At 61.3% G+C, this 25935-nt stretch carries 28 protein-coding genes; 25 read left to right on the forward strand and 3 right to left on the reverse strand.

Translation table 11 applies throughout. The annotated features are described in order from the left end of the window. The first annotated feature begins 162 nt into the window (after nt 1-162). From yfcF to yfcD, 3 genes are read left to right on the forward strand one after another with little or no spacing between them, the layout of a single operon-like run. Nucleotides 163-807 (forward strand): glutathione transferase, encoded by a 645-nt coding sequence (yfcF, locus tag ENGE1_RS00350; RefSeq protein WP_048254166.1) that lies wholly within the window; start codon nt 163-165, stop codon nt 805-807. A gap of 50 nt (nt 808-857) precedes the next feature. Continuing rightward, the gene (gene yfcE / locus ENGE1_RS00355) at nt 858-1409 is read left to right on the forward strand and encodes a phosphodiesterase (protein WP_048254167.1); all 552 of its coding nucleotides are present in this window, start codon (nt 858-860) and stop codon (nt 1407-1409) included. 55 nt (nt 1410-1464) lie between these two features. Next, complete coding sequence (yfcD, locus tag ENGE1_RS00360; protein ID WP_043082689.1) at nt 1465-2007, forward strand: NUDIX hydrolase YfcD; 543 nt, start codon at nt 1465-1467, stop codon at nt 2005-2007. 4 nt (nt 2008-2011) lie between these two features. On the opposite strand, the gene ENGE1_RS00365 is transcribed toward yfcD, so the two are convergent. Then, on the reverse strand, nt 2012-3031 hold the full coding sequence (locus tag ENGE1_RS00365; RefSeq protein WP_048254168.1) for a LacI family DNA-binding transcriptional regulator: 1020 nt from the start codon (nt 3029-3031) through the stop codon (nt 2012-2014). 217 nt (nt 3032-3248) lie between these two features. Between ENGE1_RS00365 and ENGE1_RS00370 the strand changes: the two genes are divergently transcribed. The 6 genes from ENGE1_RS00370 to ENGE1_RS28990 all read left to right on the forward strand — a co-directional run bounded on the left by ENGE1_RS00370 (nt 3249) and on the right by ENGE1_RS28990 (nt 7756). Further along, nucleotides 3249-3692 carry a PTS sugar transporter subunit IIA gene (locus tag ENGE1_RS00370; RefSeq protein ID WP_048254171.1) on the forward strand — a complete coding sequence of 148 codons (444 nt, stop codon included), beginning with the start codon at nt 3249-3251 and terminating at the stop codon, nt 3690-3692. A gap of 81 nt (nt 3693-3773) precedes the next feature. Next, nucleotides 3774-4046: a PTS sugar transporter subunit IIB gene (locus ENGE1_RS00375; protein WP_043082692.1), complete on the forward strand. Its 273-nt coding sequence runs from the start codon at nt 3774-3776 to the stop codon at nt 4044-4046. Nucleotides 4047-4073: 27 nt separating this feature from the next. After that, complete coding sequence (locus ENGE1_RS00380; protein ID WP_043082693.1) at nt 4074-5453, forward strand: PTS ascorbate transporter subunit IIC; 1380 nt, start codon at nt 4074-4076, stop codon at nt 5451-5453. Further along, entirely contained in the window at nt 5450-6283 is an 834-nt protein-coding gene (locus tag ENGE1_RS00385) for a transketolase (RefSeq protein ID WP_048254172.1), read from the forward strand. The genes ENGE1_RS00380 and ENGE1_RS00385 overlap by 4 nt, the downstream gene beginning before the upstream one ends. Continuing rightward, complete coding sequence (locus ENGE1_RS00390; protein WP_048254173.1) at nt 6276-7229, forward strand: transketolase family protein; 954 nt, start codon at nt 6276-6278, stop codon at nt 7227-7229. Before ENGE1_RS00385 ends, ENGE1_RS00390 begins: the two co-directional genes overlap by 8 nt. A 92-nt stretch (nt 7230-7321) precedes the next feature. After that, nucleotides 7322-7756 (forward strand): DUF6795 domain-containing protein, encoded by a 435-nt coding sequence (locus ENGE1_RS28990; protein ID WP_048254200.1) that lies wholly within the window; start codon nt 7322-7324, stop codon nt 7754-7756. Nucleotides 7757-7811: 55 nt separating this feature from the next. On the opposite strand, the gene pta is transcribed toward ENGE1_RS28990, so the two are convergent. Both pta and ackA read right to left on the reverse strand, forming a co-directional pair. Beyond that, nucleotides 7812-9956 (reverse strand): phosphate acetyltransferase, encoded by a 2145-nt coding sequence (gene pta / locus ENGE1_RS00400; protein WP_045288586.1) that lies wholly within the window; start codon nt 9954-9956, stop codon nt 7812-7814. A gap of 76 nt (nt 9957-10032) precedes the next feature. Beyond that, nucleotides 10033-11235, reverse strand: a complete 1203-nt coding sequence (gene ackA, locus ENGE1_RS00405) for an acetate kinase (protein ID WP_045288585.1) — start codon at nt 11233-11235, stop codon at nt 10033-10035. A 340-nt stretch (nt 11236-11575) separates the two neighbouring features. On the opposite strand from ackA, the gene yfbV reads away from it, so the two are divergent. From yfbV to eutA, 16 genes are all read left to right on the forward strand, one after another. After that, nucleotides 11576-12028: a terminus macrodomain insulation protein YfbV gene (yfbV, locus tag ENGE1_RS00410; RefSeq protein ID WP_043082698.1), complete on the forward strand. Its 453-nt coding sequence runs from the start codon at nt 11576-11578 to the stop codon at nt 12026-12028. Nucleotides 12029-12118: 90 nt separating this feature from the next. Further along, nucleotides 12119-12613: a YfbU family protein gene (locus tag ENGE1_RS00415; RefSeq protein WP_043082699.1), complete on the forward strand. Its 495-nt coding sequence runs from the start codon at nt 12119-12121 to the stop codon at nt 12611-12613. An 11-nt stretch (nt 12614-12624) separates the two neighbouring features. Next, a complete protein-coding gene (locus ENGE1_RS00420) occupies nt 12625-13284 on the forward strand; it encodes a sugar phosphatase (RefSeq protein ID WP_048254175.1) in 660 nt (219 codons plus the stop codon). A 57-nt stretch (nt 13285-13341) separates the two neighbouring features. Beyond that, the gene (locus ENGE1_RS00425; protein ID WP_048254177.1) at nt 13342-15168 is read left to right on the forward strand and encodes an SLC13 family permease; all 1827 of its coding nucleotides are present in this window, start codon (nt 13342-13344) and stop codon (nt 15166-15168) included. Between the two features lie 338 nt (nt 15169-15506). Next, a complete protein-coding gene (gene eutS, locus ENGE1_RS00430; protein WP_048254178.1) occupies nt 15507-15842 on the forward strand; it encodes an ethanolamine utilization microcompartment protein EutS in 336 nt (111 codons plus the stop codon). Between the two features lie 14 nt (nt 15843-15856). Continuing rightward, nucleotides 15857-16303 carry a EutP/PduV family microcompartment system protein gene (eutP, locus tag ENGE1_RS00435; RefSeq protein ID WP_048254180.1) on the forward strand — a complete coding sequence of 149 codons (447 nt, stop codon included), beginning with the start codon at nt 15857-15859 and terminating at the stop codon, nt 16301-16303. A 12-nt stretch (nt 16304-16315) separates the two neighbouring features. Beyond that, nucleotides 16316-17023: an ethanolamine utilization acetate kinase EutQ gene (gene eutQ / locus ENGE1_RS00440; RefSeq protein ID WP_048254181.1), complete on the forward strand. Its 708-nt coding sequence runs from the start codon at nt 16316-16318 to the stop codon at nt 17021-17023. 11 nt (nt 17024-17034) lie between these two features. After that, entirely contained in the window at nt 17035-17868 is an 834-nt protein-coding gene (gene eutT / locus ENGE1_RS00445; protein ID WP_048254183.1) for an ethanolamine utilization cob(I)yrinic acid a,c-diamide adenosyltransferase EutT, read from the forward strand. Then, entirely contained in the window at nt 17858-18880 is a 1023-nt protein-coding gene (locus tag ENGE1_RS00450) for a phosphate acetyltransferase (RefSeq protein WP_048254185.1), read from the forward strand. The genes eutT and ENGE1_RS00450 overlap by 11 nt, the downstream gene beginning before the upstream one ends. A 38-nt stretch (nt 18881-18918) precedes the next feature. Continuing rightward, a complete protein-coding gene (gene eutM / locus ENGE1_RS00455; RefSeq protein ID WP_004236103.1) occupies nt 18919-19212 on the forward strand; it encodes an ethanolamine utilization microcompartment protein EutM in 294 nt (97 codons plus the stop codon). A gap of 142 nt (nt 19213-19354) precedes the next feature. Further along, nucleotides 19355-19642: an ethanolamine utilization microcompartment protein EutN gene (eutN, locus tag ENGE1_RS00460; protein ID WP_048254186.1), complete on the forward strand. Its 288-nt coding sequence runs from the start codon at nt 19355-19357 to the stop codon at nt 19640-19642. A 38-nt stretch (nt 19643-19680) separates the two neighbouring features. Beyond that, complete coding sequence (locus tag ENGE1_RS00465; RefSeq protein ID WP_048254202.1) at nt 19681-21099, forward strand: aldehyde dehydrogenase family protein; 1419 nt, start codon at nt 19681-19683, stop codon at nt 21097-21099. A 70-nt stretch (nt 21100-21169) separates the two neighbouring features. Continuing rightward, nucleotides 21170-22012 carry an ethanolamine utilization protein EutJ gene (eutJ, locus tag ENGE1_RS00470; RefSeq protein WP_048254188.1) on the forward strand — a complete coding sequence of 281 codons (843 nt, stop codon included), beginning with the start codon at nt 21170-21172 and terminating at the stop codon, nt 22010-22012. A 16-nt stretch (nt 22013-22028) separates the two neighbouring features. Further along, nucleotides 22029-23204 carry an iron-containing alcohol dehydrogenase gene (locus ENGE1_RS00475; protein ID WP_043086461.1) on the forward strand — a complete coding sequence of 392 codons (1176 nt, stop codon included), beginning with the start codon at nt 22029-22031 and terminating at the stop codon, nt 23202-23204. Between the two features lie 47 nt (nt 23205-23251). Next, entirely contained in the window at nt 23252-24511 is a 1260-nt protein-coding gene (eutH, locus tag ENGE1_RS00480) for an ethanolamine utilization protein EutH (protein WP_064360427.1), read from the forward strand. Beyond that, nucleotides 24508-25926, forward strand: coding sequence for an ethanolamine ammonia-lyase reactivating factor EutA (gene eutA / locus ENGE1_RS00485; RefSeq protein WP_043082710.1), 1419 nt, complete (start codon nt 24508-24510; stop codon nt 25924-25926). Before eutH ends, eutA begins: the two co-directional genes overlap by 4 nt. Nucleotides 25927-25935 lie beyond the last annotated feature (9 nt).

The raw sequence follows: 25935 nt of genomic DNA on the forward strand, positions 1-25935 counted from the left end.
TCCTTGTCGTAATCTTCGCCATCATACAACAAAGCTGTGGGGATTTATTCGCACTTTTACCGCCGCTCCGGGGCACCGGCGCTGGTGTGATTTTGAACAAGTGACAGCGTGCGAAAGACGCGATATGTTGCCTCTTTCCCTTCGGTTATTTTTGAGGAAGCTATGAGCCGTCCTGAGATTACGCTGTGGTGCGAGGCGAAGTTTATTTCTCCCTATGTCATGTCTGTCTACGTTGCTCTGCAGGAGAAGGGGTTATCCTGCGTCCTGAAAACGGTGGATTTGAATCAGGGCGAGCATCAGCAGCCCGGCTGGCAAGGCTACGCGCTAACGCGCAGGGTGCCGCTGCTGGAGATAGACCATTTTCAGCTGAGCGAATCTTCCGCCATCACCGAGTACCTTGACGAGCGCTTCGCGCCCCCGCAGTGGGAGCGGCTCTATCCTGTCGATATTGAAAAGTGCGCCCGCGCGCGGCAAATTCAGGCATGGCTGCGCAGCGACCTGATGCCCATACGCGAAGAGCGCCCAACGGAAGTGGTTTTCTCAGGTGAAAAGCGCCCCCCGCTGAGCGATGCGGGCAAACATGCCGCGCAAAAGCTCTGTGACATTGCCGGAGGCCTGCTTGCCCACGGCGGCGCCAACCTGTTCGGCGAGTGGTGCATTGCCGATAGCGATCTGGCGCTGATGCTCAACCGGCTGGTGCTTAACGGCGACGAGATCCCGGAGCGGCTGGCAGATTACGCCACTTTTCAGTGGCAGCGCGCGTCAGTCCAGCGCTTTGCCGCACTCAGCGCAAAACGCGCCGGCTGATTGGCAGTTAATAATCCGCTATCATGGCGCGTTTTTGTGAGGAGTAACGAATGAAGCTGATGTTTGCATCAGATATTCACGGCTCTCTGCCAGCGACAGAGCGGGTGCTTGCGCTGTTTGCGCAGAGCGGCGCGCGCTATCTGATAATTCTTGGCGATGTGCTGAACCACGGTCCGCGCAATGCGCTGCCGGAGGGGTATGCGCCGGCGCAGGTCGCCGAGCAGCTTAACGCCGAGGCCGGGCGGATTATCGCCGTGCGCGGCAACTGCGACAGCGAAGTCGATCAGATGCTGCTGACGTTTCCCATGACCGCCCCCTGGCAGCAGGTGCTGACCGCGCGGCAGCGGCTATTTTTGACCCACGGTCATCTGTTTGGTCCCGATAATTTGCCGCCGCTTTCTGATGGCGATGTGCTGGTTTATGGTCATACTCATATTCCGGTTGCCCGCAGGCAGGGCGCTATTTATCACTTCAATCCTGGCTCCGTCAGTATTCCAAAAGGCGGATACGCCGCCAGCTACGGCATGCTGGACGGCAATATGCTGCAGGTTTTAGAACTTGGCAGCCAACGGGTTATTGCGGAAACAGAAATTAATCCGTAATTTACGCGTCAACCGTAAACGCGCCGTAAGAGCGCTTAATTAGGAAGGTTTTCTGATGGCAGAGCAGAATTTGGCAAGCACAGAATGGGTGGATATTGTCAACGAAGACAATGAGGTTATTGCCCAGGCCAGCCGCGAACAGATGCGCGCGCAGTGCCTGCGCCACCGCGCGACCTATATCGTGGTGCACGATGGTATGGGCAAGATCCTGGTCCAGCGCCGCACCGAGACAAAGGACTTTATGCCGGGAATGCTGGACGCCACCGCGGGCGGCGTGGTCCAGGCGGAGGAGCAGATGCTGGAGTCCGCGCGCCGGGAAGCCGAAGAGGAGCTGGGCATTGCCGGGGTGCCGTTCGCCGAGCACGGCCAGTTTTACTTCGAAGATCAGCACTGCCGCGTCTGGGGCGGTCTGTTCAGCTGCGTGTCCCACGGCCCGTTCGCGCTGCAGGAAGAGGAGGTCAGCGATGTCCGCTGGATGACCCCGGAAGAGATCACCGCCCGCTGCGATGAGTTCACGCCGGACTCGCTGAAGGCGCTGGCGCTGTGGATGAGCCGCAACGCCAGCAGCGAAGCCCACAAAGAGGAAGCGACGGAGTAATCCGTCAGCAGCTCTCCCGCAGGCAAAGGGCGGGGGCAATCTCTGCTTCCGCGCGTCGCGCCTGGCCGTTGAGTCGGGCCAGCAGCGCGCGGCCCGCCTCGACCCCTATCTGCCGGTGTGGAACGGCAACGGTGGTTAACGGCGGCTGACACACGCGGCTAACGTCGCTGTCGCCGAAGCCGACGATCGCCAGATCGTCGGGCACCTTGATCCGCCGGCGCTGGCACTCGTACAGCGCGCCGCAGGCCAGCTCGTCGGAGACGCAGACCAGCGCGTCCAGCTCCGGCCAGGCCAGCAAAAACTCCGGCAATTGTGCCGCGCCCGTTGAAAAGGTCGGCGGCTCGGCGGCGTTGATCACCCGATTTGGCGACATGTGGTGGCGCAGCATTGCCTTATACCAGCCCTGCAAATACTGCTGAAAAACCCACTGCTCCTGGCTGGCGCACAGCAGGCCAATATTCTGATAGCCCCGCTGAATCAGCATTCGGGTCAGTTCAAACATGGCCGCCGCGTTATCAATACCAATATTCATATCCAGCGGGTCGGCGCGCCTGGCGCCGATTTCAATGACCGGGATCCCGCTGTTGTTCAGCCACTGGCGCACCGTGCCGCTGTGCTCGGCGCTGAGCAGCACTGCCGCCGCAATATTGGAAGCCAGCAGCGTTTCAATCAGCTTTTCTTCCTGCTCGGGCCGGTGGCGCGACTCGGCGAGCATTATCTGATAGCCGGCGGGCAGCAGGACCTGCTGCAGTCCGGCAAACATCTCTGAGCAGCCCGCTTCGCTCAGGCTCGGCACCACCATGCCGACAGTCCAGGACGATGCCGAGGCCAGCGCGCTGGCGGCCAGGTTGGGCAGGTACCCCAGCTGCTGTACGGCGGCCTCTATTTTCTCGCGCAGCTTATCGGAGACCTGGTCAGGCGTGCGCAGGGCGCGGGAAACGGTCATGGTGCCCACGCCCGCCAGCTGCGCCACATCGGCCAGCGTGACTTTGCCGGTGCTGCGGCGTTTTCGGGTCAGAGACATGCATCTTCCTGGTTAAATCTTGTTTGCAAAGTGGGGGTTAGTATACGCGCTAACGGCGGGTTTTTGCTGGCTAATTGACCGCGGATCCTTTTTTGATAGCGCTATCACACTTCCACAACGAGCGGCTTTGGTAGCGCTATCTTTGTGATAATAGTCACGGTTAGTTATCGCCGGCTTGCATACTGTTTGTTCACCTTGCCACCGCCAGGAGAGCACGATGCTGGAAACATGGCTTCACGACGACACTATTCGCGTTCAGGAGAGCGCGCAGAGCTGGCAGCAGGCGCTGGCGATCTGCGCCGCGCCGCTGCTGGAAAGCAACACGATTCGGCCAGAGTACCTCACGGCTATCGTCAACGAACACAACAGGCTCGGCCCGTACTATGTGCTGGCGCCGGGACTGGCGATGCCGCACGCGCGGCCGGAAGAGGGGGCGCTGGGCCTCGGGCTGTCGCTGCTCAAGCTCCACCGCGGCGTACGCTTTGGCTCAGAGGAGAACGATCCGGTCGATCTGGTCGTTATGCTGGCGGCACCCGACAGGCACAGCCATATCGAATTGATCTCCGCGCTGGCGGCGCTTTTTTCCAGCGATGAGGATATGCGGCTCCTGCATCAGGCGCGAACCGTGGAGGAGATAAAAAACATCATTAACCGCTTCTGATTTTTTAATTTTAACCCCTGACGTTCACTCTTTTCTTTTTGAAAGGAGCGGACTGGCCCTACATAAATAAAGGTGACGACAATGAAAATAATGGCAATTTGCGGCTCCGGCCTCGGCAGCAGTTTTATGGTTGAGATGAATATTAAAAAAGTCCTCAAGAAGCTGAATATTGAGGCCGAGGTAGAGCACGCTGACCTCTCATCGGCTACGCCGGACGCGGCCGACGTGTTCGTGATGGCGAAAGACCTCGCCGGCAGCGCGGGCGTGCCGGCACATCAGCTGGTGGTGATTAATAACATTATCGACATTAATGAACTGGAAAATAAGCTGGCGGCTTATTTTGCCAGCCGTTAATTACATTATCGTGAGTGAGGGACAATTATGTTTATCCTCGAAGCGCTTAATTTTGTCGTTGATATTCTGAAGGTGCCATCGGTACTCGTCGGGCTTATTGCCCTGATTGGCCTGGTGGCGCAGAGAAAATCCTTTTCTGACGTCGTAAAAGGCACCGTTAAAACCATTCTCGGATTTATTGTTCTCGGCGGCGGCGCGGGCGTGCTGGTGGGGTCGCTGAATCCGCTGGGCGGCATGTTTGAGCACGCCTTTACCATTCAGGGCATCATTCCCAACAATGAGGCGATAGTCTCTATTGCGCTGGAGAAATACGGCGCGGCGACCGCGCTGATCATGGCCTTCGGCATGGTAGCGAACATTGTGGTGGCCCGCTTTACCCGGCTGAAATACATCTTCCTCACCGGCCACCACACCTTCTACATGGCCTGCATGATCGGCGTCATCCTGACCGTTGCCGGCTTTGAAGGCGTAAGCCTGGTGTTTACCGGCTCGCTGATCCTCGGGCTCATCATGGCCTTCTTCCCGGCGCTTGCCCACCGCTACATGCGGCGCATCACCGGCAGCGATGATGTGGCGTTTGGCCACTTCGGCACGCTGGGCTACGTGCTCTCCGGCTGGATCGGCAGCAAGGTCGGGAAGGGCTCGCGCTCCACGGAGGAGATGAATCTGCCGAAAAACTTAAGCTTCCTGCGCGACAGCTCCATCTCTATCTCCATGACCATGATGGTTATCTATCTGATTATGGCCGTCTGCGCCGGGCGGGAGTACGTCGAAGCCCAGTTCAGCGGCGGGCAGAACTATCTGGTCTACGCCATCATCATGGCCATCACCTTCGCGGCCGGGGTCTTTATCATCCTGCAGGGCGTGCGGCTGATCCTCGCGGAAATCGTCCCGGCCTTTACCGGTTTCTCGGAGAAGCTGGTGCCGAACGCGCGCCCGGCGCTGGACTGCCCGGTGGTCTATCCCTATGCGCCCAACGCGGTGCTGATCGGCTTTCTGTTCAGTTTCCTCGGCGGCCTGGTCGGGCTGTTCCTCTGCGGTCAGTTTAAGTGGGTGCTGATCCTGCCGGGCGTGGTGCCGCACTTCTTTACCGGCGCTACCGCTGGTGTGTTCGGTAACGCCACCGGCGGGCGGCGCGGGGCAATGATCGGCGCCTTTGCCAACGGGCTGCTGATCACCTTCCTGCCGGTATTGCTGCTGCCGGTGCTCGGCGCGCTGGGCTTCGCCAATACCACCTTTTCCGACGCCGACTTTGGCGCAGTAGGCATCGTACTGGGCAATCTGGCGCGCTACCTGTCGCCGCTGGCGATCACCGGCCTGGTGGTGGCTATTTTTGCCCTGCTGGTGCTGTTCAACTATGCGGTGAAAGCGAAGGGCGCCGCGCAGAATCCGGAGGTAAAAGAATGAGTACGATTGCTGAAGTTACTCAGCTGGCGCGCGATATCCGCGTCGCGACGCTTAAGTCTCTCACCCATCTCGGCTTCGGCCACTACGGCGGCAGCATGTCGGTAGTGGAGACGCTGGCGGTCCTTTACGGTGACGTAATGCGTATCGATCCCGGCGACCCCGACTGGCCGGGGCGGGACTACTTTGTGCTGTCAAAAGGGCACGCCGGTCCGGCGCTGTACAGCACGCTGGCGATCAAGGGCTATTTTCCGGTCGCAGAGCTGGACACGCTGAATCAGAACGGCACCCGGTTGCCCAGCCATCCCGACAGGCTCAAAACCCGCGGCGTTGACGCCACGACCGGTTCGCTGGGGCAGGGCATCTCCATTGCCGGCGGCATGGCGCTGTCGCACAAGCTTGCCGGGCGTACGAATCGCGTGTTCTGCATCGTCGGCGACGGCGAGCTGAACGAGGGCCAGTGCTGGGAAGCGTTTCAGTTTATCGCCCACCACCGGCTCAACAATCTGACGGTTTTTGTCGACTGGAACAAGCAGCAGCTGGACGGCACGCTCGACGAGATAATCAGCCCCTTCAACCTGGCGGAGAAATTTGCCGCCTTCGGGTTTGATGCCGTGACCGTTAAAGGCGACGATATTCCCGGCCTGCTGGCGGCGGTGAAGCCGGTGCCGGACGCCGGCGCCCGGCCGAAAGTAGTGATCCTCGACAGTATCAAAGGGCAGGGCGTGCCCTGTCTCGAACGGCTGGCCAATTCGCACCACCTGCGCCTGACGCCGGAGATGACGCAGACCCTGAATGACGCTATCGCGCAGCTGGAGGCTACCCATGATTAAGCTCGCACCCGCAGGAGAAAAAGACGCCGTTGAGATGCGCAAGGTGTACGCTGGTTTTGTCGCTGAACAGATCGAGGCCGGCAGCGGCATCATCGCGCTTGAGGCGGATCTGATGAGTTCCATGGCGATGGACGGCGTACAGAAGAGATATCCGCAGGAGGTCATCAACTGCGGGATCATGGAGGCCAACGTTATCGGCACCGCCGCCGGACTGGCGCTGACCGGGCGTAAGCCCTTCGTCCACACCTTCACCGCCTTCGCCAGCCGCCGCTGTTTTGACCAGCTGTTTATGTCCCTCGACTACCAGCGCAATAACGTCAAGGTGATCGCCTCCGATGCGGGCGTCACCGCCTGCCACAATGGCGGCACCCATATGTCGTTTGAGGATATGGGCATCGTGCGCGGTCTGGCGCACTCGGTGGTGCTGGAAGTCACGGACGCCACCATGTTTAAGGCTATCCTCAATCAGCTTATCGACCTGGAGGGCTTTTACTGGCTGCGCACCATCCGCAAGCAGGCGCCGGCGATTTACCGGGAAGGCTCCACCTTCACTATCGGCAAAGGCAACGTCCTGCGCGAAGGGGACGATATTACGCTGATTGCCAACGGTATTATGGTCGCAGAGGCGCTGGAGACGGCGCGCAGGCTGGAGCAGGAGGGCGTCAGCGCCGCCGTGATCGACATGTTTACCCTCAAGCCCATCGACCGCATGCTGGTGAGAAACTACGCCGAGAAAACCGGACGTATCGTGACCTGCGAGAATCACAGCATCCACAACGGCCTCGGGTCGGCGGTCGCCGAAGTGCTGGTGGAAACCTGCCCGGTGCCGATGCGCCGGGTGGGCGTTAAAGAGCGCTATGGCCAGGTCGGGACGCAGGATTTTCTGCAGCGGGAGTACGGTCTGACTGCGGAGGATATTGTGAAGGCGGCAAGGGAGCTGCTGTAGGTATTACCTGACAGTGATGTCCAGGGGACGTGTTATGCGCGTCCCTTTTCGCTATGCTGGGCGACCAGGCTCCGTCCAGAAAAAGGGAATTTATGTCGGGTTACAGAATCCACCCTCAACTTATCCTGATGGCGACGCTGATGCTGAGTGGCTGCATCTTTCACGATTACGATACGCCGGCGGTTGAGGGGACGCTAACTGAACGCGGTCAGCCGCTGTCAGGCGTGCGCGTTTTTCTGGAGAGCGGCAGTCGGCGGCAGGAGACGAGAACGGACTCGCAGGGGCATTTTGCTTTCCCGGGACAGGGTTCCTGGAAGGTATTTATTCCCGTCGGTCCGCAGGACAGAATGAGCCGCTGGTCAGTGTTGATAGCGCGGCCATCCGGCGAGATAACGGCTTATAAGGAGGGCGGTATTGGTGGCCCGTTTTCCGGCTATTCCCGCAGCGATAGCGTCAGATTAACGTGCGATCTTGCGCGCGCGGATGAGATAAATCAGATGGCGGCGCCCGGCGCGGTGTGCCGCTGAATAAAAAAATGCCGGTCACTTGTGACCGGCATTGGCTTTTACGACAGGGCAGTTATTACTGCTGCTGCTGCGCAGACTGAATCGCCGTCAGGGCGATGGTGTAGACGATATCGTCTACCAGCGCGCCGCGGGAGAGGTCGTTGACAGGCTTACGCATACCCTGCAGCATCGGCCCGATGGAGATCAGGTCGGCAGAGCGCTGTACCGCTTTATAGGTGGTGTTACCGGTGTTCAGATCCGGGAAGATGAACACGGTAGCGCGACCGGCAACCGGCGAGTTCGGCGCTTTGGACTTGGCAACGTCTGCCATGACTGCGGCGTCATACTGCAGCGGGCCGTCGATAACCAGATCCGGACGTTTTTCCTGCGCCAGGCGGGTGGCTTCACGCACTTTCTCAACGTCGCTACCCTGGCCGGAGGTGCCGGTGGAGTAGGAGAGCATCGCCACGCGCGGGTCGATACCGAACGCTTTCGCGGAATCGGCAGACTGAATCGCGATTTCGGCCAGCTGTTCTGCGGTCGGATCCGGGTTGATCGCGCAGTCGCCGTAAACGTAAACCTGTTCCGGAAGCAGCATGAAGAACACGGAGGAGACCAGCGAGCTGCCCGGGGCCGTTTTAATCAGCTGCAGCGGCGGACGGATGGTGTTGGCGGTGGTGTGAACCGCGCCGGAAACCAGGCCGTCAACTTCGTCCTGCTCAAGCATCATGGTGCCGAGTACAACGTTGTCTTCCAGCTGTTCGCGGGCAACGGCTTCGGTCATGCCCTTGTTCTTACGCAGCTCAACCAGGCGAGCCACGTAGCTTTCGCGCACCACGTCCGGATCGACGATTTCGATACCGGCGCCCAGCTCAACGCCCTGATCGGCCGCAACGCGGTTGATTTCGTCAGGGTTGCCCAGCAGCACGCAGGTCGCAATACCGCGCTCGGCGCAGATAGAGGCGGCCTTCACGGTACGCGGTTCGTCGCCTTCCGGCAGCACCACGCGTTTGCCCGCTTTGCGCGCCAGCTCGGTCAGCTCATAGCGGAACGCCGGCGGAGAGAGGCGGCGGCTGCGCTCGGAGGTCGCGGTCAGGGAGTCGATCCACTGCGCGTCGATGTGGCTTGCCACATACTCCTGCACTTTTTCGATACGCTGGTGGTCGTCGACCGGCACTTCCAGGTTGAAGCTCTGCAGGCTCAGAGACGTCTGCCAGGTGTTGGTGTTGACCATAAATACCGGCAGGCCGGTGGCGAACGCGCGTTCGCACAGCTTGCTGATGCGGGCGTCCATTTCGTAGCCGCCGGTCAGCAGGATAGCGCCGATCTCAACGCCGTTCATCGCCGCCAGGCAGGCAGCAACCAGTACGTCAGGACGGTCTGCGGAGGTCACCAGCAGTGAGCCCGCGCGGAAGTGTTCCAGCATGTGCGGAATGCTGCGCGCACAGAAGGTTACGGACTTCACGCGGCGGGTGTTGATGTCGCCTTCGTTGATCACGGTCGCGTTCAGGTGACGGGCCATGTCGATAGCGCGGGTGGCGATCAGATCGAAGCTCCACGGCACGGTACCCAGTACCGGCAGCGGGCTGGCGGCCTTCAGTTCAGCCGCGTCGAGCTTCACGACTTTCGCTTTCGAAGAGTCGTCAAAAATCTCGGACAGGTCCGGGCGGGTGCGGCCCTGCTCGTCAACCGGTGCGTTCAGCTTGTTGATGATAACGCCGGTGATGTTGCTGTTTTTCGCGCCGCCGAAGCCGCTGCGAACCAGCTCCAGGCGCTCGGTGAGCTCGGCCTGGGTGTCAGTGCCCTGAGACATCACGAAGACGATTTCGGCGTTCAGCGTCTTGGCAATTTCATAGTTCAGCGCCTGGGCAAACTGATGCTTGCGGGTCGGCACCAGACCTTCAACCAGCACCACTTCCGCGTCCTGCGCGTTAGCGTGATAGTTGGCGATGATCTCTTCCATCAGCACGTCTTTCTGGTTGCTGGAGAGCAGAGACTCGACGTGGCTCATCTTCAGCGGTTCGGCCGCCGGAAGGTTAGAGTTGGCACGCACGATGGTGGTGGTCTGGTCTGGCGCATCGCCACCGGAGCGCGGCTGGGCGATAGGTTTGAAGACGCTCAGACGAACGCCTTTACGTTCCATAGCGCGGATCACGCCGAGGCTGACGCTGGTCAGGCCGACGCTGGTTCCGGTAGGGATCAGCATAATAGTACGGGACACGATATATCCTCTTTCGTTACCGCCAGTAGGGGGCGGGATACAAAACAGCACCGCCAGCTAGGCTGGCGGTGTGAAATCAGGCAGTCAGGCGGGCTGCGTCTTGTGCGATAACCAGCTCTTCGTTGGTCGGGATAACCACCGCCGGGCGGGTGCCTTCTTTGTTGATGAAACCGGTGTTGCCGAAGCGGGCGGCCAGGTTGCGTTCGTGATCGACTTCAAAGCCGAGAACACCCAGTTTGCCCAGAGTCAGCTCACGCACCATCGCCGCGTTTTCACCGATACCGCCGGTGAAGATCACGCCATCCAGGCGACCTTCCATCAGCGCAGTGTAGGAGCCGATGTACTTCGCCAGGCGGTGGCAGTAGACGTCCATCGCGCGCTTGGCATCTTCTTTGGTCTGGTAGTTGTCTTCGACATAGCGGCAGTCGCTGGTGACTTCGGTCAGACCCAGCAGGCCGGACTCTTTGGTCAGCAGCTTGTTGATCGCTTCCACGCTCATACCCAGGGTATCGTGCAGGTGGAAAACGATGGCCGGGTCGATGTCACCGGAGCGGGTGCCCATGACCAGGCCTTCCAGCGGAGTCAGGCCCATGGAGGTATCTACGCACTTGCCGTTGCGGATAGCGGAAACGGAACCGCCGTTGCCGAGGTGGCAGGTGATGATGTTCAGCTCGTCAACCGGCTTGTTCAGCACTTTAGCGGCTTCCTGAGTCACGAAGAAGTGGCTGGTGCCGTGGGCGCCGTAGCGGCGGATGCCGTGCTCTTTATACAGGCTGTACGGCAGGGCATACAGGTAGGACTCTTCCGGCATGGTCTGATGGAACGCGGTGTCGAAAACGGCCACGTTCTTATCTTTCAGGTTCGGGAAGGATTTCAGCGCTTCGGCGATGCCGATCAGGTGAGCCGGGTTGTGCAGCGGTGCGAAAGAGGCGGCGTCTTTGATGCCCTGGATAACGGAGTCGTCGATAACCACGGAGCGGGTGTATTTTTCACCGCCGTGAACGATACGGTGACCAATCGCAGTCAGCTGAGCAGACAGTTCTGGTTTTTGTGCCAGAATCGTGTTAACGATAAAGTTCAGCGCTTCACTGTGAGCGGCGCCGGCACCTAAGGCCGCTTCCTGTTTGCTGCCGTCCATTTTCCATTTGATACGAGCTTCCGGCAGATGGAAACACTCGGCTAAACCAGAAAGGAACTCTTCACCGTTGTTAGCGTCAATGATGGCGAATTTCAGGGAAGAGCTACCGCAGTTCAGAACCAGTACTAACTTACTCGACATGGAAGTACCTACTTTTATCTTAAATGGCTAAAAAAACGTCAGTGGGTCACAGAGCGTAGCGCATCGGGACGCTGACATTTATGATTAACATCATGCCTGAGACTTTTAGCGGGCATGATGATAGAAAAAAGGGATGGCTCACCATCCAGTTTTGCACAATTTTCCAGCAGTGCTGGATTATGCGATAATCAGACAAATCTTGTGGGTGGATCTGTGCCCATTCCAGGCGGCACAGAATACCTGATTGTCTGTTTCTTGCCAAAATCTTTTGAACGTTGTCATACAGAGTTGCTGTTTTGCACATTTTTTTGAATTTTTATCTGAGAAGTTGAGGTAAGCCATGTCGACACCCGAACACCCGGTCCGTTTTTTTAGCCTGTTTCGCCGGGGGCAGCACTATGCGAAGACGTGGCCGCTGGACAAACGCCTTGCGCCGGTGTTTGTCGAAAACCGCACCATCCGCGCCACCCGCTACGCGATCCGCTTTATGCCGCCCGTCGCCATCTTCACGCTCTGCTGGCAAATCGCCCTCGGCGGCCAGCTTGGCCCGGCGGTGGCCACCGCACTGTTTGCGCTGAGCCTGCCGATGCAGGGGCTATGGTGGCTTGGCAAGCGCTCGGTAACGCCGCTGCCGCCGACCATTTTGAGCTGGTTTTATGACGTGCGCGGTAAGCTGGAGGAGGCCGGGCAGGCCCTGGCGCCGGTGAAGGGGAAGCCGGATTACCAGGCGCTGGCTGACACGCTTAAGCGCGCCTTCAAACAACTGGATAAAACTTTCCTTGATGATTTGTAATCCGCCCCCGAAAACGCATATAAAAGAAGGCACATAGTTTATGTGCCTCTTTTTTTATGCCCGGCGCAACCCTGAACAGGAGTGGAAAAAATGGAAATGACCAACGCCCAGCGTCTGATTTTGTCGAATCAGTACAAGATGATGACCATGTTGGATCCCGATAACGCCGAGCGCTATCGTCGCCTGCAGACGATTATTGAGCGCGGCTACGGCCTGCAGATGCGCGAACTGGACCGCGACTTCGGCGAGCTGACGGAAGAGACCTGCCGCACCGTTATCGACATTATGGAGATGTATCACGCGCTGCACGTCTCCTGGACCAACCTCAAGGACGGGACCTCCATTGACGAGCGCCGGGTCACCTTCCTCGGCTTCGATGCCGCCACCGAGGCCCGCTATCTCGGCTACGTGCGCTTTATGGTTAACACCGAAGGGCGCTATACCCATTTCGATGCCGGAACCCACGGCTTCAACGCCCAGACGCCGATGTGGGAGAAGTACCAGCGCATGCTCGGCGCCTGGCACGCCTGCCCGCGTCAGTACCATCTGAGCGGCAATGAAATCAACCAAATCATCAATGCCTGACGGAGGCCGCTTTGCGCTGTAAGGGTTTTTTATTCGATCTTGACGGGACGCTGGTGAACTCTCTGCCGGTGGTGGAGCGTTCATGGTGCCGCTGGGCGGACCGCCACGGCCTGAGCCACGCCGACGTGCTTAATTTTATTCACGGCAAGCAGGCCATTACCTCCCTGCGCCACTTTCTGCCGGATGCGGATGACGCGCTGCTGCAGGCCGAGTTTTCCTGGCTTGAGAAGATTGAGGCCGAAGACATTGACGGCATCACCGCGCTGCCGGGGGCGCTGGCGCTGCTCAATCGCCTTGATGAGCAGCAGATCCCCTGGGCTATCGTCACCTCCGGCTCGGTGCCGGTGGCCCACGCCCGCCACGCGGCGGCGGGGCTGCCGCAGCCGGCAGTCTTCGTCACGGCGGAGCAGGTGGCGCGCGGTAAGCCCGAGCCGGATGCCTATCTGTTAGGGGCAAAAGGTCTTGGGCTGGCGCCGGCGGAGTGTGCGGTAGTGGAAGATGCGGCCGCCGGCGTGCTCTCCGGGCTGGCGGCAGGCTGTCGGGTGATTGCGGTGAACGTGCCGGCGGAGGCTCCCCGGCTGGATGAGGCGGATTATGTGCTGACTTCGCTAACGCAGATCGAGGTCCATAAAGACGCGGGCGGCCTGGTACAGGTGGACCTGAAAGCCTGATGCTTCGCCCCGCGCTGCGGGGCTTTTTTAACCTCTCAACGCAGACAAGGACAGGTTGTGAACGGTGAACTGATTTGGGTGCTCTGCCTGCTTGCGGCGGCAGTGGTGCTTTTTGCCACCGGCAAAATTCGCATGGATGCGGTGGCGCTGCTGATTATCGTGGCGTTTGTGCTTAGCGGTACGCTGACTCTCAGCGAGGCCCTTTCCGGCTTCAGCGACCCCAACGTTATTCTGATTGCCGCGCTGTTTATTATCGGCGACGGCCTGGTGCGCACCGGCGTGGCGACGCAGATGGGCTCCTGGCTGGTAAAGGTGGCCGGCAACAGCGAAGTGAAGATGCTGGTGTTCCTGATGCTCACCGTCGCCGGTCTGGGGGCGTTTATGAGCTCCACCGGCGTGGTGGCCATCTTTATTCCGGTGGTGCTCAGCGTCTGTATGCGGATGAACACCTCGCCGTCGCGGCTGATGATGCCGCTCAGCTTCGCCGGGCTTATCAGCGGCATGATGACCATCGTCGCCACGCCGCCTAACCTGGTAATTAACAGCGAACTTATCCGCGAAGGGCTGCACGGCTTCAGCTTTTTCAGCGTCACGCCTATTGGCCTCGTGGTACTGCTGCTCGGCATTCTCTATATGCTGCTGATGCGCTTTATGCTCAAGGGCAGCGACGGTGAGCAGAAGCACGACAAGCGGCGCACCTTTCGCGATCTGATCAAAGAGTATCGGCTCAACGGCCGGGCGCGGCGGCTGGCGATCCGCCCCGGCTCGCCGCTGTTGGGGCAGCGGCTGGACGATCTCAAACTGCGCGAGCGCTACGGCGCCAACGTGATAGGCGTCGAGCGCTGGCGCCGCTTTCGCCGGGTGATCGTCAACGTTAACGGCGTCTCCGAGTTTCACGCCCGCGACGTGCTGCTGATCGATATGTCGGCGGCGGACATTGACCTGCGCGAGTTCTGTACGGAGCAGATGCTGGAGCCGATGGTGCTGCGCGGAGAGTACTTCTCCGATCGGGCGCTGGATGTGGGCATGGCGGAGATTTCGCTGATCCCCGGCTCCGAGCTGGAGGGAAAAACCGTGCGCGAAATGGGCTTTCGCACCCGCTTTGGCCTTAACGTGGTCGGCCTCAAGCGCCAGGGGCTGGCGGTGGAGGGGGCGGTGGTCGATGAGTCGGTCGCCCTCGGCGATATCCTGCTGGTGGTTGGCAACTGGAAGCAGATCGCCGCCCTGTCGCAGCAGGGGCGCGACTTCGTGGTCCACAACATGCCGATAGAGGTTAACGACGCCTCGCCGGCCCACAGCCAGGCGCCGCACGCCATCTTCTGCCTGGTGCTGATGGTCGCCCTGATGCTGACCGACGAAATTCCCAATCCGATTGCGGCGATTATCGCCTGCCTGCTAATGGGCCGGTTCCGCTGCATTGACGCCGAGAGCGCCTATAAGGCCATTCACTGGCCGAGCATTATCCTGATCGTCGGCATGATGCCGTTTGCGCTGGCGCTGCAGAAAACCGGCGGCGTTGACCTGGTGGTGCGCGGCCTGATGGATATCGGCGGCGGTCAGGGCCCTTATCTGATGCTTATCTGCCTGTTCGTGATGTGCGCCACCATCGGCCTGTTTATCTCCAACACCGCCACGGCGGTGCTGATGGCACCGATTGCGCTGGCGGCGGCGAAATCAATGGGCGTTTCGCCTTATCCGTTTGCGATGATGGTGGCGATGGCGGCCTCGGCGGCGTTTATGACGCCGGTCTCTTCGCCGGTGAATACTCTGGTGCTCGGGCCGGGGAAATATTCCTTCAGCGACTTCGTGAAAATTGGCGTGCCGTTCACCGTACTGGTGATGGTGGTCTGCGTAGTGCTGATCCCGGTGCTGTTCCCGTTCTGATTATTCCGGCTGGTCGGCAGGCCCGCCGGGTTTCCAGGAATATACTTTGACTAAAAAAGCGGTTTGCTTATCGCCAATTTTTTATTTTCGGCCGCCTTCCGGGCGGTGGAGGACTATTTGGTGATTGAAACCTATTAATCCCTCTTGTTATTTTTGATGTCACCCGTCCCTCAATCTTAAGCATTCCTGATTATTATCTCTCCGTTATTTTCCCTCTGTAAATTCACATTTATTTAACCAGGTGATCTGGTTCAACATTCGGCGGTTGTTGCCGATTTTTGTTATTTCCCGCCGCCAAGAGCGCCTAGCATAGAGACAATTCTTAAAAGGAGAGGGCGATGGAGAAGGAGCGCATCATCCAGGAATTCGTTCCCGGCAAGCAGGTCACTCTGGCGCACATGATTGCGCATCCGGGCCAGGATCTGGCGAAAAAAATTGGCGTTCCCGGCGCCGAGGCCATCGGCATTATGACCCTGACGCCCGGCGAAACCGCGATGATCGCAGGCGATCTCGCCACCAAGGCCGCCGGGGTTGAGATTGGTTTTCTCGATCGGTTTACCGGCGCGCTGGTGGTCTACGGCTCGGTGGGGGCGGTGGAAGAGGCGCTGGCCCAGACCGTGCGCGGATTAAGTCAGATGCTGCACTACGCCATTTGCGAAATTACCCGCAGCTAGGGGGAGTTCTCAGAATGAAGCGGATCGTCTTTGTCGGCGACGTCGGGGCCGGAAAAACCACGCTATTTAATGCGCTGTATGGAAACTTCGCGCCGGCGCGAAAAACGCAGGCGGTGGAGTTTAATGAGACGGGCTGCGTCGATACGCCGGGAGAATATTTCAGCCATCCCCGCCTGTACCATGCGCTGATTAGCACCCTGGCCGACTGCGCGGCGCTGATTTATGTCCATGCGGCAAATAATCGCGAGTGCAGAATTCCGGCCGGGCTGCTGACGATATATCCCCTCCTGCGCCGGATTGCGGTCATCAGTAAAGCCGACGCCGCCGATGCGGATATTCCCGCCGCCCGCGAGCTGCTCTCTTCACATCATTTTGCTGAGCCGATATTTGTCATTAACAGCCTGAATGCGGATGACGTCCGGCCCCTGAAACAGTATTTGGCCTCACTTGACAGCCAGTAAAAGGAATATCCGATGAAAAAATTGATCACCGCCAACGATATTCGCGACGCGCACGCCGCCGGGCAAACCCGCCTTGAGGTCGTGCTGAAGGCAAGCATTGTCACGCCGGAAGCCTACGTGGTGGCCGAACAACTGGGCTTTGTGATTTGCGAGGCCAGCGAGGCACCGCCAGGCTCTCCGGCGGAAGCGCCGGTCTCCTCCGCCGAACGGCAAAAAATTCGCGAGTGCATTCTCGCCCGGCTGCCGGAGGGCAGCGTTACCGAAAGCCTGATTGCGCAGCTGGTGGATAAGGTGGTTCAGGAGCAGGAGGCCAGGGCGCAGAAGCCCGCCGACGCTGCGCCGGACGCCCAGAGCTTTCGCAGCGTCACCGGCAAAGGCGGCATCAAAGTCGTTGACGGCAGCTCGGTAAAATTTGGCAATTTTGACGGCGCCGCGCCTTACCGGGTGGGCATTGCGGATCTTATCACCGCTCAGGACAACAGCAGCATGGCCGCCGGGTTTATGCAGTGGGAAAAGGCGTTTTTTCCGTGGACGCTCAACTACGACGAAGTGGATCTGGTACTCGACGGCGAGCTGCACGTGCGCCACGAGGGCGAGACGATGATCGCCAAAGCCGGGGACGTGATGTTCATTCCCAAAGGCTCCGCCATCGAGTTTGGCACCCCGACCACGGTTCGCTTCCTCTACGTCGCCTGGCCCGCCAACTGGCAGACGTGCTGAGGAGAGACGCCATGACTTTTATCACCGAAGACTGGCTGCGGGACAACTTTACGCTGAGCGAGGGCAGCGAAATTCACCTGCCCGCCGACAGCCGGATGACGCCCTCCGCCCGCGAGCTGATTGAAGGCCGCCATCTGCAGGTGAAATTTCAGGACAGGCAGGGGCGCCTGTTTGTGGAGACCGGCAGCGCGGATAAGGCGACGCCGGATCTGCGCGCCGTACACGGCCTGACCAGCCGGGATAAAGCGGAAACCGCCGGCTGCGAGCTGTGCCACCAGCCGGTGGCCGTCAAGCCCGACACGCTGACGCACCTCAACGCCCACGTCATGGTGGCGAAAAACGATCCGCGGCTGGCGTTTCGCGCCGCGCTGGACGCCACCATTGCTGAGGCGGTCTGGCTGCAGATCGAATTTGCTCAGACGCCGCTCAGGGGCTGGCTGGCGGATATCCGCTCGGTGCTGGGCAATATTATGCGCGCGGACGCCCTCGGCGAGCCGATGGCGGAGCAGCGCATCGGCGAGTTGACCGCCGACGAACTGCACCGGCTCTCCCACCAGCCGCTGAAGTACCTCGGCCACGACCACATTGTGCCGGACGTCAGCCACGGGCGGAGCGCGGCGATGCTCAATCTGCTGCGCAGCAAAATTCGCGAGGCGGAGATTGCCGCCGCCCGCATCTATATCGACGCCGGCTTTCAGGTGACCCGCCCGGACATCATGCAGGCCCTGAACCGCCTCTCCAGCGCGGTCTATGTCCTGATGGTAATGGCGGTGCGCGAAGGCGGCGTGATGACCGGCCAGGCGCTGAAGCAGGCGCTCAGCGGGGGAGGGGCCCATGCTCATTGAACGATGCCGCCAGCTGGCGCAGAAGAAGCCGCCGCGCGTGGTGCTGCCGGACGCGCTGGATCCGCGGGCAATCGACGCCGCCCGCTACTTAAAGCAGAACGGCCTCGCGGAGCCGGTGCTGCTCGCCAACCCCTTCGCCCTGCGCGATCTTGCGCTGCGCACCGGGGTGATTATCGACGGGCTGGCGACGCTCGATCCTGAAAGCGCCCGCCAGTGGCGGGCCGAGTTCGCCGCCTGCATGACGGCGCGTCTTGGCGAAAAAACGCCGCCGGAGCCGGATCGGCTGATGCGTAAGCCGCTGTGGTTTGCCGCCGGCATGGTAGCGGCCGGAAAAGCGGATTTATGCATTGGGGGCAATATCTCTTCTACCGCCGATGTGCTGCGGGCCGGACTGAAGGTGATTGGCCTTAAGCCGGGGGTAAAAACGCTCTCTTCCCTGTTCATCATGCTGCCGCCCGACGGCAGCGACAACATTCTCGGCTTTGCCGACTGCAGCGTGGTGCCGCAGCCGACTCCGGTGCAGCTGGCGGATATCGCGCTCAGCAGCGCGGAGACCTTTACCGCCATTACCGGCCAGACCGCCCGGGTAGCGATGCTTTCGTTCTCCACGGCGGGCAGCGCGAAGCACCCCAACGTGGCGGCGGTACAGCAGGCGGTAGAGATGATCCACGCCCGCGCGCCCTCGCTGATGGCGGACGGCGAGCTGCAGTTTGACGCCGCCTTCGTGCCGTCCGTGGCGGCGCAGAAGGCCCCCAACAGCGAGCTGAAGGGGCAGGCAAACATCATGATATTTCCCTCCCTGGAGGCGGGGAATATCGGCTACAAAATCGCCCAGCGCCTCGGCGGCTACCGCGCGCTCGGGCCGATCATTCAGGGTCTGAACGCCCCGATGCACGATCTCTCCCGCGGCTGCTCGGCCCGGGACATTATCGAGCTGGTGCTGGTGGCGCAGACGCAGACAGGTCAGGCCGGCGACGCGGTATCCCGCCCGGCGGCAGAAAACGTTATGTAAACCGGTCCCTGATGGGATCTCAATGAGAGGAAAATATCATGGAAGCATTAGGACTGATCGAGACAAAGGGTCTGGTTGCCTTAATTGAAGCATCTGATGCGATGGTCAAAGCGGCCCGCGTGAAGCTGGTCGGCGTCAAGCAGATCGGCGGCGGCCTGGTCACCGCGATGGTGCGCGGCGATGTGGCGGCCTGTAAGGCGGCTACCGATGCCGGTGCCGCAGCGGCCCAGCGCATCGGCGAGCTGGTATCGGTGCACGTTATCCCGCGCCCGCACGGCGATCTGGAAGAGGTCTTTCCCATCAAAATGTCCGGCGATAAGTCCATCGATTAATCGCCGCTAGCGTGGCGCGCGTCTGACGCCACGCCGTTTTTAAGCTCTCCCGCATTTTTGGCCGCCGCCCTGGCGGCAGGGGAGCGTTTTACCTGAAATCTGCCGCGAACGCCGTTCCGGCCACGCAAAAAGAGGGGGGAGCATGAAGCTTGCTGTGGTTATCGGACAAATCGTGTGCACCGTGCGTCACCCCGGACTGGAGTCCGACAAGCTGCTGCTGGTGGAGATGATTGACCGGGAGGGGCGACCTAACGGCGAGGTGGCGGTGGCGACCGACAGTATCGGCGCCGGCAACGGCGAGTGGGTGCTGATCGTCAGCGGCAGCTCGGCGCGCCGCGCCCAGCATCGGGAGACCTCGCCGGTCGATCTCAGCGTCATCGGCATCGTGGATGAGGCGGTTATGGGAAGTCAGGTGATTTTTCATAAATAGTCTGCCGCCGCGGGCCGCAGAAAGAGGTAGGGATGAACATGGATCAGAAAGAGATTGAGAATGTCGTCAGGGCGGTGATCGCCAGCATGACGACGGACGCGCCCGCCGCGCCGAAGCAGGCGGCGGGGCAGGATAACGGCTTCGGCGTGTTTGCCTCGCTGGACGATGCCGTGGCGGCGGCCAGCGCCGCCCACGGCGCGCTGAAAACCGTTGAGATGCGCAAGTGCTGCATTGAGGCGATTCGCCAGGCGGGCGTGCAGCACGCCCGCGAGCTGGCCGAGCTGGCCGTCGAAGAGACCGGCATGGGCCGCGTGGAAGATAAAGTCGCGAAAAATATCGCCCAAGCAAAAGGGACGCCCGGCGTCGAGTGCCTGCGCCCGGAAGTGCTGACCGGCGATCGCGGCCTGACGCTGATTGAGAATGCGCCCTGGGGCGTCATCGCCTCGGTTACTCCCTCCACCAACCCCGCCGCGACGGTGATCAATAACGCCATCAGCATGATCGCCGGGGGCAACAGCGTGGTCTTCGCCCCGCACCCGGCGGCGAAAAAGGTCTCCCATCTGGCCATTACGCTGCTCAACAAGGCGATAGTCGCCGCCGGCGGCCCCAACAATCTGCTGGTGACCGTCGCAGAACCGAACATCGAGACCGCGCAGCGCCTGTTTCAATACGCCGGCATTGGCCTGCTGGTAGTCACCGGCGGCGATGCGGTGGTGGCGTCGGCCCGCAAGCATACTAACAAGCGCCTCATCGCAGCCGGGGCCGGCAACCCGCCGGTGGTGGTCGATGAAACCGCCGACATTGCGAAGGCGGCGGCGTCCATCGTCCACGGCGCGTCGTTTGATAACAACATTATCTGCGCCGACGAGAAGGTGCTGATTGCCGTGGAGGCCATTGCCGACGACCTCATCGCCGAAATGCAGCGCCGCGACGCCGTGCTGCTGACCCGCGAGCAGACGGCGAAGCTGCTGCCGCTGCTGCTGAAGAATATTGATGACAACGGCCACGGCACCGTCAGCCGCGACTGGGTGGGCCGCGACGCCGCCAGAATCGCCGCCGCCATCGGCCTGAACGTCCCGGCGCAGACCCGGCTGCTCATCGCGGAAACCGACTGCCGGCATCCGTTTGCCGTCACTGAGCTGATGATGCCGGTGCTGCCCGTGGTTCGCGTGAAGGATGTAGACCAGGCCATCGCGCTGGCGGTGACCCTGGAGGGCGGCTGCCACCACACCGCCGCCATGCACTCCAACAGCGTGCACAACATGAACCGCATGGCCAACGCCATTGATACCAGCATTTTTGTGAAAAACGGCCCCTGCATCGCCGGGTTAGGGCTGGGGGGGGAGGGCTGGACCACCATGACCATCACCACCCCGACCGGCGAGGGCGTGACCTGCGCGCGCACCTTCGTGCGCCTGCGCCGCTGCACGCTGGTGGACGCCTTCCGCATTGTGTAGGCCGCAGCAGAGAAGCCAGCGGCGCCCGCCGGGCGCCGCTTCAGAAGTGAATCGTTAACCGGAGGATTCCATGGAGCAACGCAATCAGGCATGGCTGGCTTCGCGCCTTGAGCGCGCGGCGGAACGCTGCAATCAGCCGCGGCCTGCGGACAATCGGGACGCGCCTCTGTGGCTGGGTATCGATCTCGGCACCTGCGACGTGGTGTCGATGGTGGTCAACGCCGCCGGCGAGCCGGTGGCCGTCTGCCTTGACTGGGCGGACGTGGTGCGCGACGGCGTGGTGTGGGACTTCTTCGGGGCGGTGACTATCGTCAGGCGGCACCTCGACGCGCTGGAGCTGCAGTTCGGGTTCCGCTTTGACGTGGCCGCCACCTCCTTCCCGCCCGGCACCGATCCGCGCATCTCGGTTAACGTGCTGGAGGCCGCCGGGCTGACCGTCTCCCGGGTGCTGGACGAGCCGTCGGCGGTGGCGGACATGATGGCTCTCGACAAGGCTGCGGTGGTGGATATCGGCGGCGGCACCACCGGCATCGCCATTGTGCAGCAGGGCGACATTGTCCGCTCCGGCGATGAGGCCACCGGCGGACACCATATCTCCCTGACCCTGGCGGGGAACCAGCGCATTCCGCTGGAAGAGGCCGAGCAGATGAAGCGCGAGCGCGGAGAGAGCATCTGGCCGGCGATCCGCCCGGTGTACGAAAAAATGGCGGACATCGTTGAAGAGCATATCGCCGGCGAGCCGGTGAACGAACTCTGGCTGGCGGGCGGCTCCTGCATGCAGCCCGGCGTAAAGCCGCTATTTCAGGCGCGCTTTCCGCATCTTGAGGTGATTTTGCCTCAGCACGCGATTTTTATGACCCCGCTGGCGATCGCCGTCTGCGGCATTGAGCCGGAGGTGCGCCGTGCCGGATAACGCCTTTTCCGCAGAGATGATGCAGGCGGCGATATTTCAGGCGCTCGACGCCATGAACGCCAGCCGGGTGCGCGAGTTTTCCGTTCCGCCCACCACCCTTATCGGCCCGGGGGCCATCGGCCGCAGCGGCGACGTGCTGGCTGAGCGCGGGATCAAACGCGTCTTTGTCATGGTTGACGGCGCCCTGATGCAGTCGGGCCTGACCGACGTGCTGGAGCGCAATCTGGCCCGCTGCAACATCGGTTTTGACGTCTGGCCCTGCCCGCCGGGCGAGCCGACGGACGAGGCGGTTTTCACTACCGTGGCGCATCTGCACAAAGTGCAGTGCGACGGCATTATCGCCCTCGGCGGCGGCTCGGTGCTGGACGCCGCCAAGGCGGTGGCCGTGCTCGCCGCCAATCCGGATCTGCCGCTGACGGCGCTGTGCCCCGGCGCGGCGCTGGCGCCCCGGCTGCCGTTCATTGCTATTCCGACTACTGCGGGCACCGGCTCCGAGGCGACCAGCGTATCGGTGATCATCGAAGCGCAGGACCACATCAAGCACGTACTGACGCACGCTCAGCTGCTGCCGGATCTGGCGATTATCGACGCCTGCCTGACGCTCGGCGTGCCGCCGCAGGTGACGGCCATGACCGGCATCGACGCGCTCACCCACGCTATAGAGGCCTACGTGGCCAGCAACGTCACGCCGCTAACCCAGGCCCTGGCGCTGCGCGCCATCACCATGATAGGCCGCGCGCTGCCGGTTGCCGTGGGGCAGGGACACGACATTAAGGCGCGGGAAGAGATGATGCTCGCCTCGTACATGGCGGGGATGGCGTTTTCCAACGCCGGGCTGGGGCTGTGTCACGCCATGGCCCACCAGATTGGCGCCGCCTACCGCATTGCGCACGGCTGGGCCAACGCCCTTCTGCTGCCATCGGTAATGCGCTTTAACCGCCTGGTCTGCAAGCAGGCGTACAGAGAAATTGGTCATGCTCTGACCCAGCGTCAGGTGACCGACACGGAGGCCATTGCGGCCGTCGAACAGCTGATTAGCGACGTGGAGCTTGCGCAACCCCTGCCGTCACTGGGCGGGAAGCGCGAGGATTATGCCGGTTTTGCCACTGCAGCGCTGGAGGATATCTGCATCAAAACCAACCCGCGAGCGGTCACCGCGGCTCAGATTGCGGCGATTTACGAAACTGCCTGAGCTAACCATTGGACAGGCCTGTACCACAGGCGCGTAAGGAGTAGGGAATGGGCATTAATGAAATCATCATGTACATCATGATGTGTTTTATGTTGATTGCAGCCGTAGACCGCATCTTTAACCAGTTTGGCGGTTCGGAGGCGATCCTCGGCAAAATCGGGCTCGGCAAAGTCGGCAAAGGCATTGCCGGCTCCGGAGAGCAGTTTGAAGAGGGCTTTATGGCGATGGGGGCGCTGGGTCTGGCGATGGTCGGAATGACCGCCCTGGCGCCGGTGATTGCCGCCCTGCTCGGACCGGTGATCATCCCGCTGTATGAAATGCTGGGGGCCAACCCGTCGGTGTTTGCGGGCAGCATCCTGGCGATTGATATGGGCGGCTTCTTCCTCGCCAAAGAGCTGGCGGGCGGCGATACGGCGGCCTGGCTCTACTCCGGGGTGATGCTGGCCTCGATGATGGGGGCTACCATCGTCTTCTCCATTCCGGTGGCGCTCGGCATCATCGACAAAAAAGACCGCCGCTTCCTCGCGCTGGGGGTACTGGCGGGGATTGTTACCATTCCCGTCGGCTGCATCGCCGGCGGCATCGTCGCCAAGTTCTCCGGCGTGGAGTACAACGGTCAGGCGGTCGATTTCAGCATGACCATGCTGCTGATTAATATGATCCCGGTGCTGATCGTCGCGGCGCTGGTGTGCCTCGGCCTGAAGCTTATTCCGGAAAAAATGATCAACGGCTTCCAGATCTTCGCCAAAATACTGGTAGGGATCATCACGATTGGCCTCGCGGCGGCGGTGGCGAAATTTGTGGTGGGCTGGGAGCTGATCCCGGGCATGGATCCCATCTTTATGACCGCAGGCGACGTGCCGGGCGAGGTGATGCGCGTCATCGAAGTGATCGGCTCCATCTCCTGCGTGCTGCTCGGCGCCTACCCGATGGTGCTGCTGCTGACCCGCTGGTTTGAAAAATCATTCGTGAAAGTGGGCAGCCTGCTGAACATCAACAACATCGCCGCCGGCGGCATGATCGCCACCCTGGCGAACAATATCCCGATGTTCGGCATGATGAAGAACATGGATGCCCGCGGGAAGGTGATCAACTGCGCCTTCTCCGTTTCGGCGGCCTTTGCGCTCGGGGATCACCTCGGGTTCGTGGCGGCCAACATGGCGCCGATGATTTTCCCGATGATCGTCGGCAAGCTGGTGGGCGGGGCGACGGCGATTGCCGTGGCTATCGTGATGATGCCGAAAAATATCGCTGAGGAAGAGGCTGCGGCCGCTCCTGCGGCGGAAACGGAGGAAAGTCACGCATGAAAACTCTCGAACTCTTGAGCGTCGGCATCGACGTTGGCACCACCACGACCCAGGTGATCTTTTCCCGACTCGCGCTGGTGAACCGCGCGGCGGTGTCGCAGGTGCCGCGCTATGAGTTCGTGGAGCGCAAAATTATCTGGCAGAGCCCGGTGCTGTTCACGCCGGTGGATAAAGACGGCCACCTGCGCGAGGAGGAGCTGCTGGCGCTGGTGCTGGCGCAGTATCGTGACGCCGGTATTGAACCTGCGTCGATTGACTCCGGGGCGATCATCATCACCGGCGAAACGGCGAAAACCCGCAACGCCCGCCCGGCGGTGATGGCCCTGTCGCAGCAGCTGGGCGACTTTGTGGTGGCCACCGCCGGGCCGCACCTGGAGTCGGTGATCGCGGGCTTTGGCTCCGGGGCGCAGAGCCTGTCGGCGCAGACCCTGGGGCGGGTGCTGAACGTGGACATCGGCGGCGGCACCGCCAACTACGCCCTGTTCGACGCCGGGCAGGTGGCGGGTTCTGCCTGTCTTAACGTCGGGGGGCGGCTGTTTGAAACCGACGGCCAGGGTCGGGTCAGCTACGTGCACGCGCCCGGACGGCTGATTGCCCGCGACTGCTTCGGCGAGCAGGTGGATCCGATGTCGCTGACGCCGGCGCAGCTCAACACCGTGGCCGAGCGCATGAGCGGCCTGCTGTACGAGGTGATTGACGGCCATCTCTCCCCGCTGGGCCGCGCGCTGCTGATGACCGACCCGCTGCCCGCGCCCGGAACCTGCTACGCGGTGACGCTCTCGGGCGGTGTGGGGGAGTGCTACAGCCACCCGCAGCCGGGCGGCGACTTCTCATTTGGCGATATCGGGCCGCTGCTGGCTCAGGCTATTCGCCGCAATCCGCAATTCAGCGCTCTGCCGATGCGGACGCCGGCCCAGACGGTGCGCGCCACCGTCATCGGCGCCGGGGCGCACACCCTGTCGCTGTCGGGCAGCACCATCTGGCTGGACCGTATTTCGCTGCCGGTGCGCAATATTCCGGTAGTTCACCCCGCGCTTGGGGGGAGCCGTGAGGACGATCTGGTCAGCACCTGGCGGCGGGCGCTGACCCAGATGGATCTCCACCCTGAGCGCGATCTCTACGCCCTGGCGCTGCCGGAGTCGCTGCCGACCAGCTATGCCTCCGTCCAGCGCTGCATTGATGCGCTGGCGCAGTTTAGCCAGGCGCATCCGAACCCGCTGCCGCTGCTGGTGATCGCCAGTCAGGATTTCGGCAAAGCGCTGGGCATGCTGCTGCGGCCGCTGATGGCGGGCCGCGAGCTGGCAGTTATCGACGAAGTTATCACCCACACGGGCGACTATATCGATATTGGCACGCCGCTGTTCGGCGGCGCCGTCGTCCCGGTGACGGTTAAATCACTCGCCTTTCCTTCCTGAGGGAACGTT

The sequence above is a fragment of the Pluralibacter gergoviae ATCC 33028 = NBRC 105706 genome, from assembly GCF_001598855.1.
GTDB lineage: Bacteria > Pseudomonadota > Gammaproteobacteria > Enterobacterales > Enterobacteriaceae > Pluralibacter > Pluralibacter gergoviae.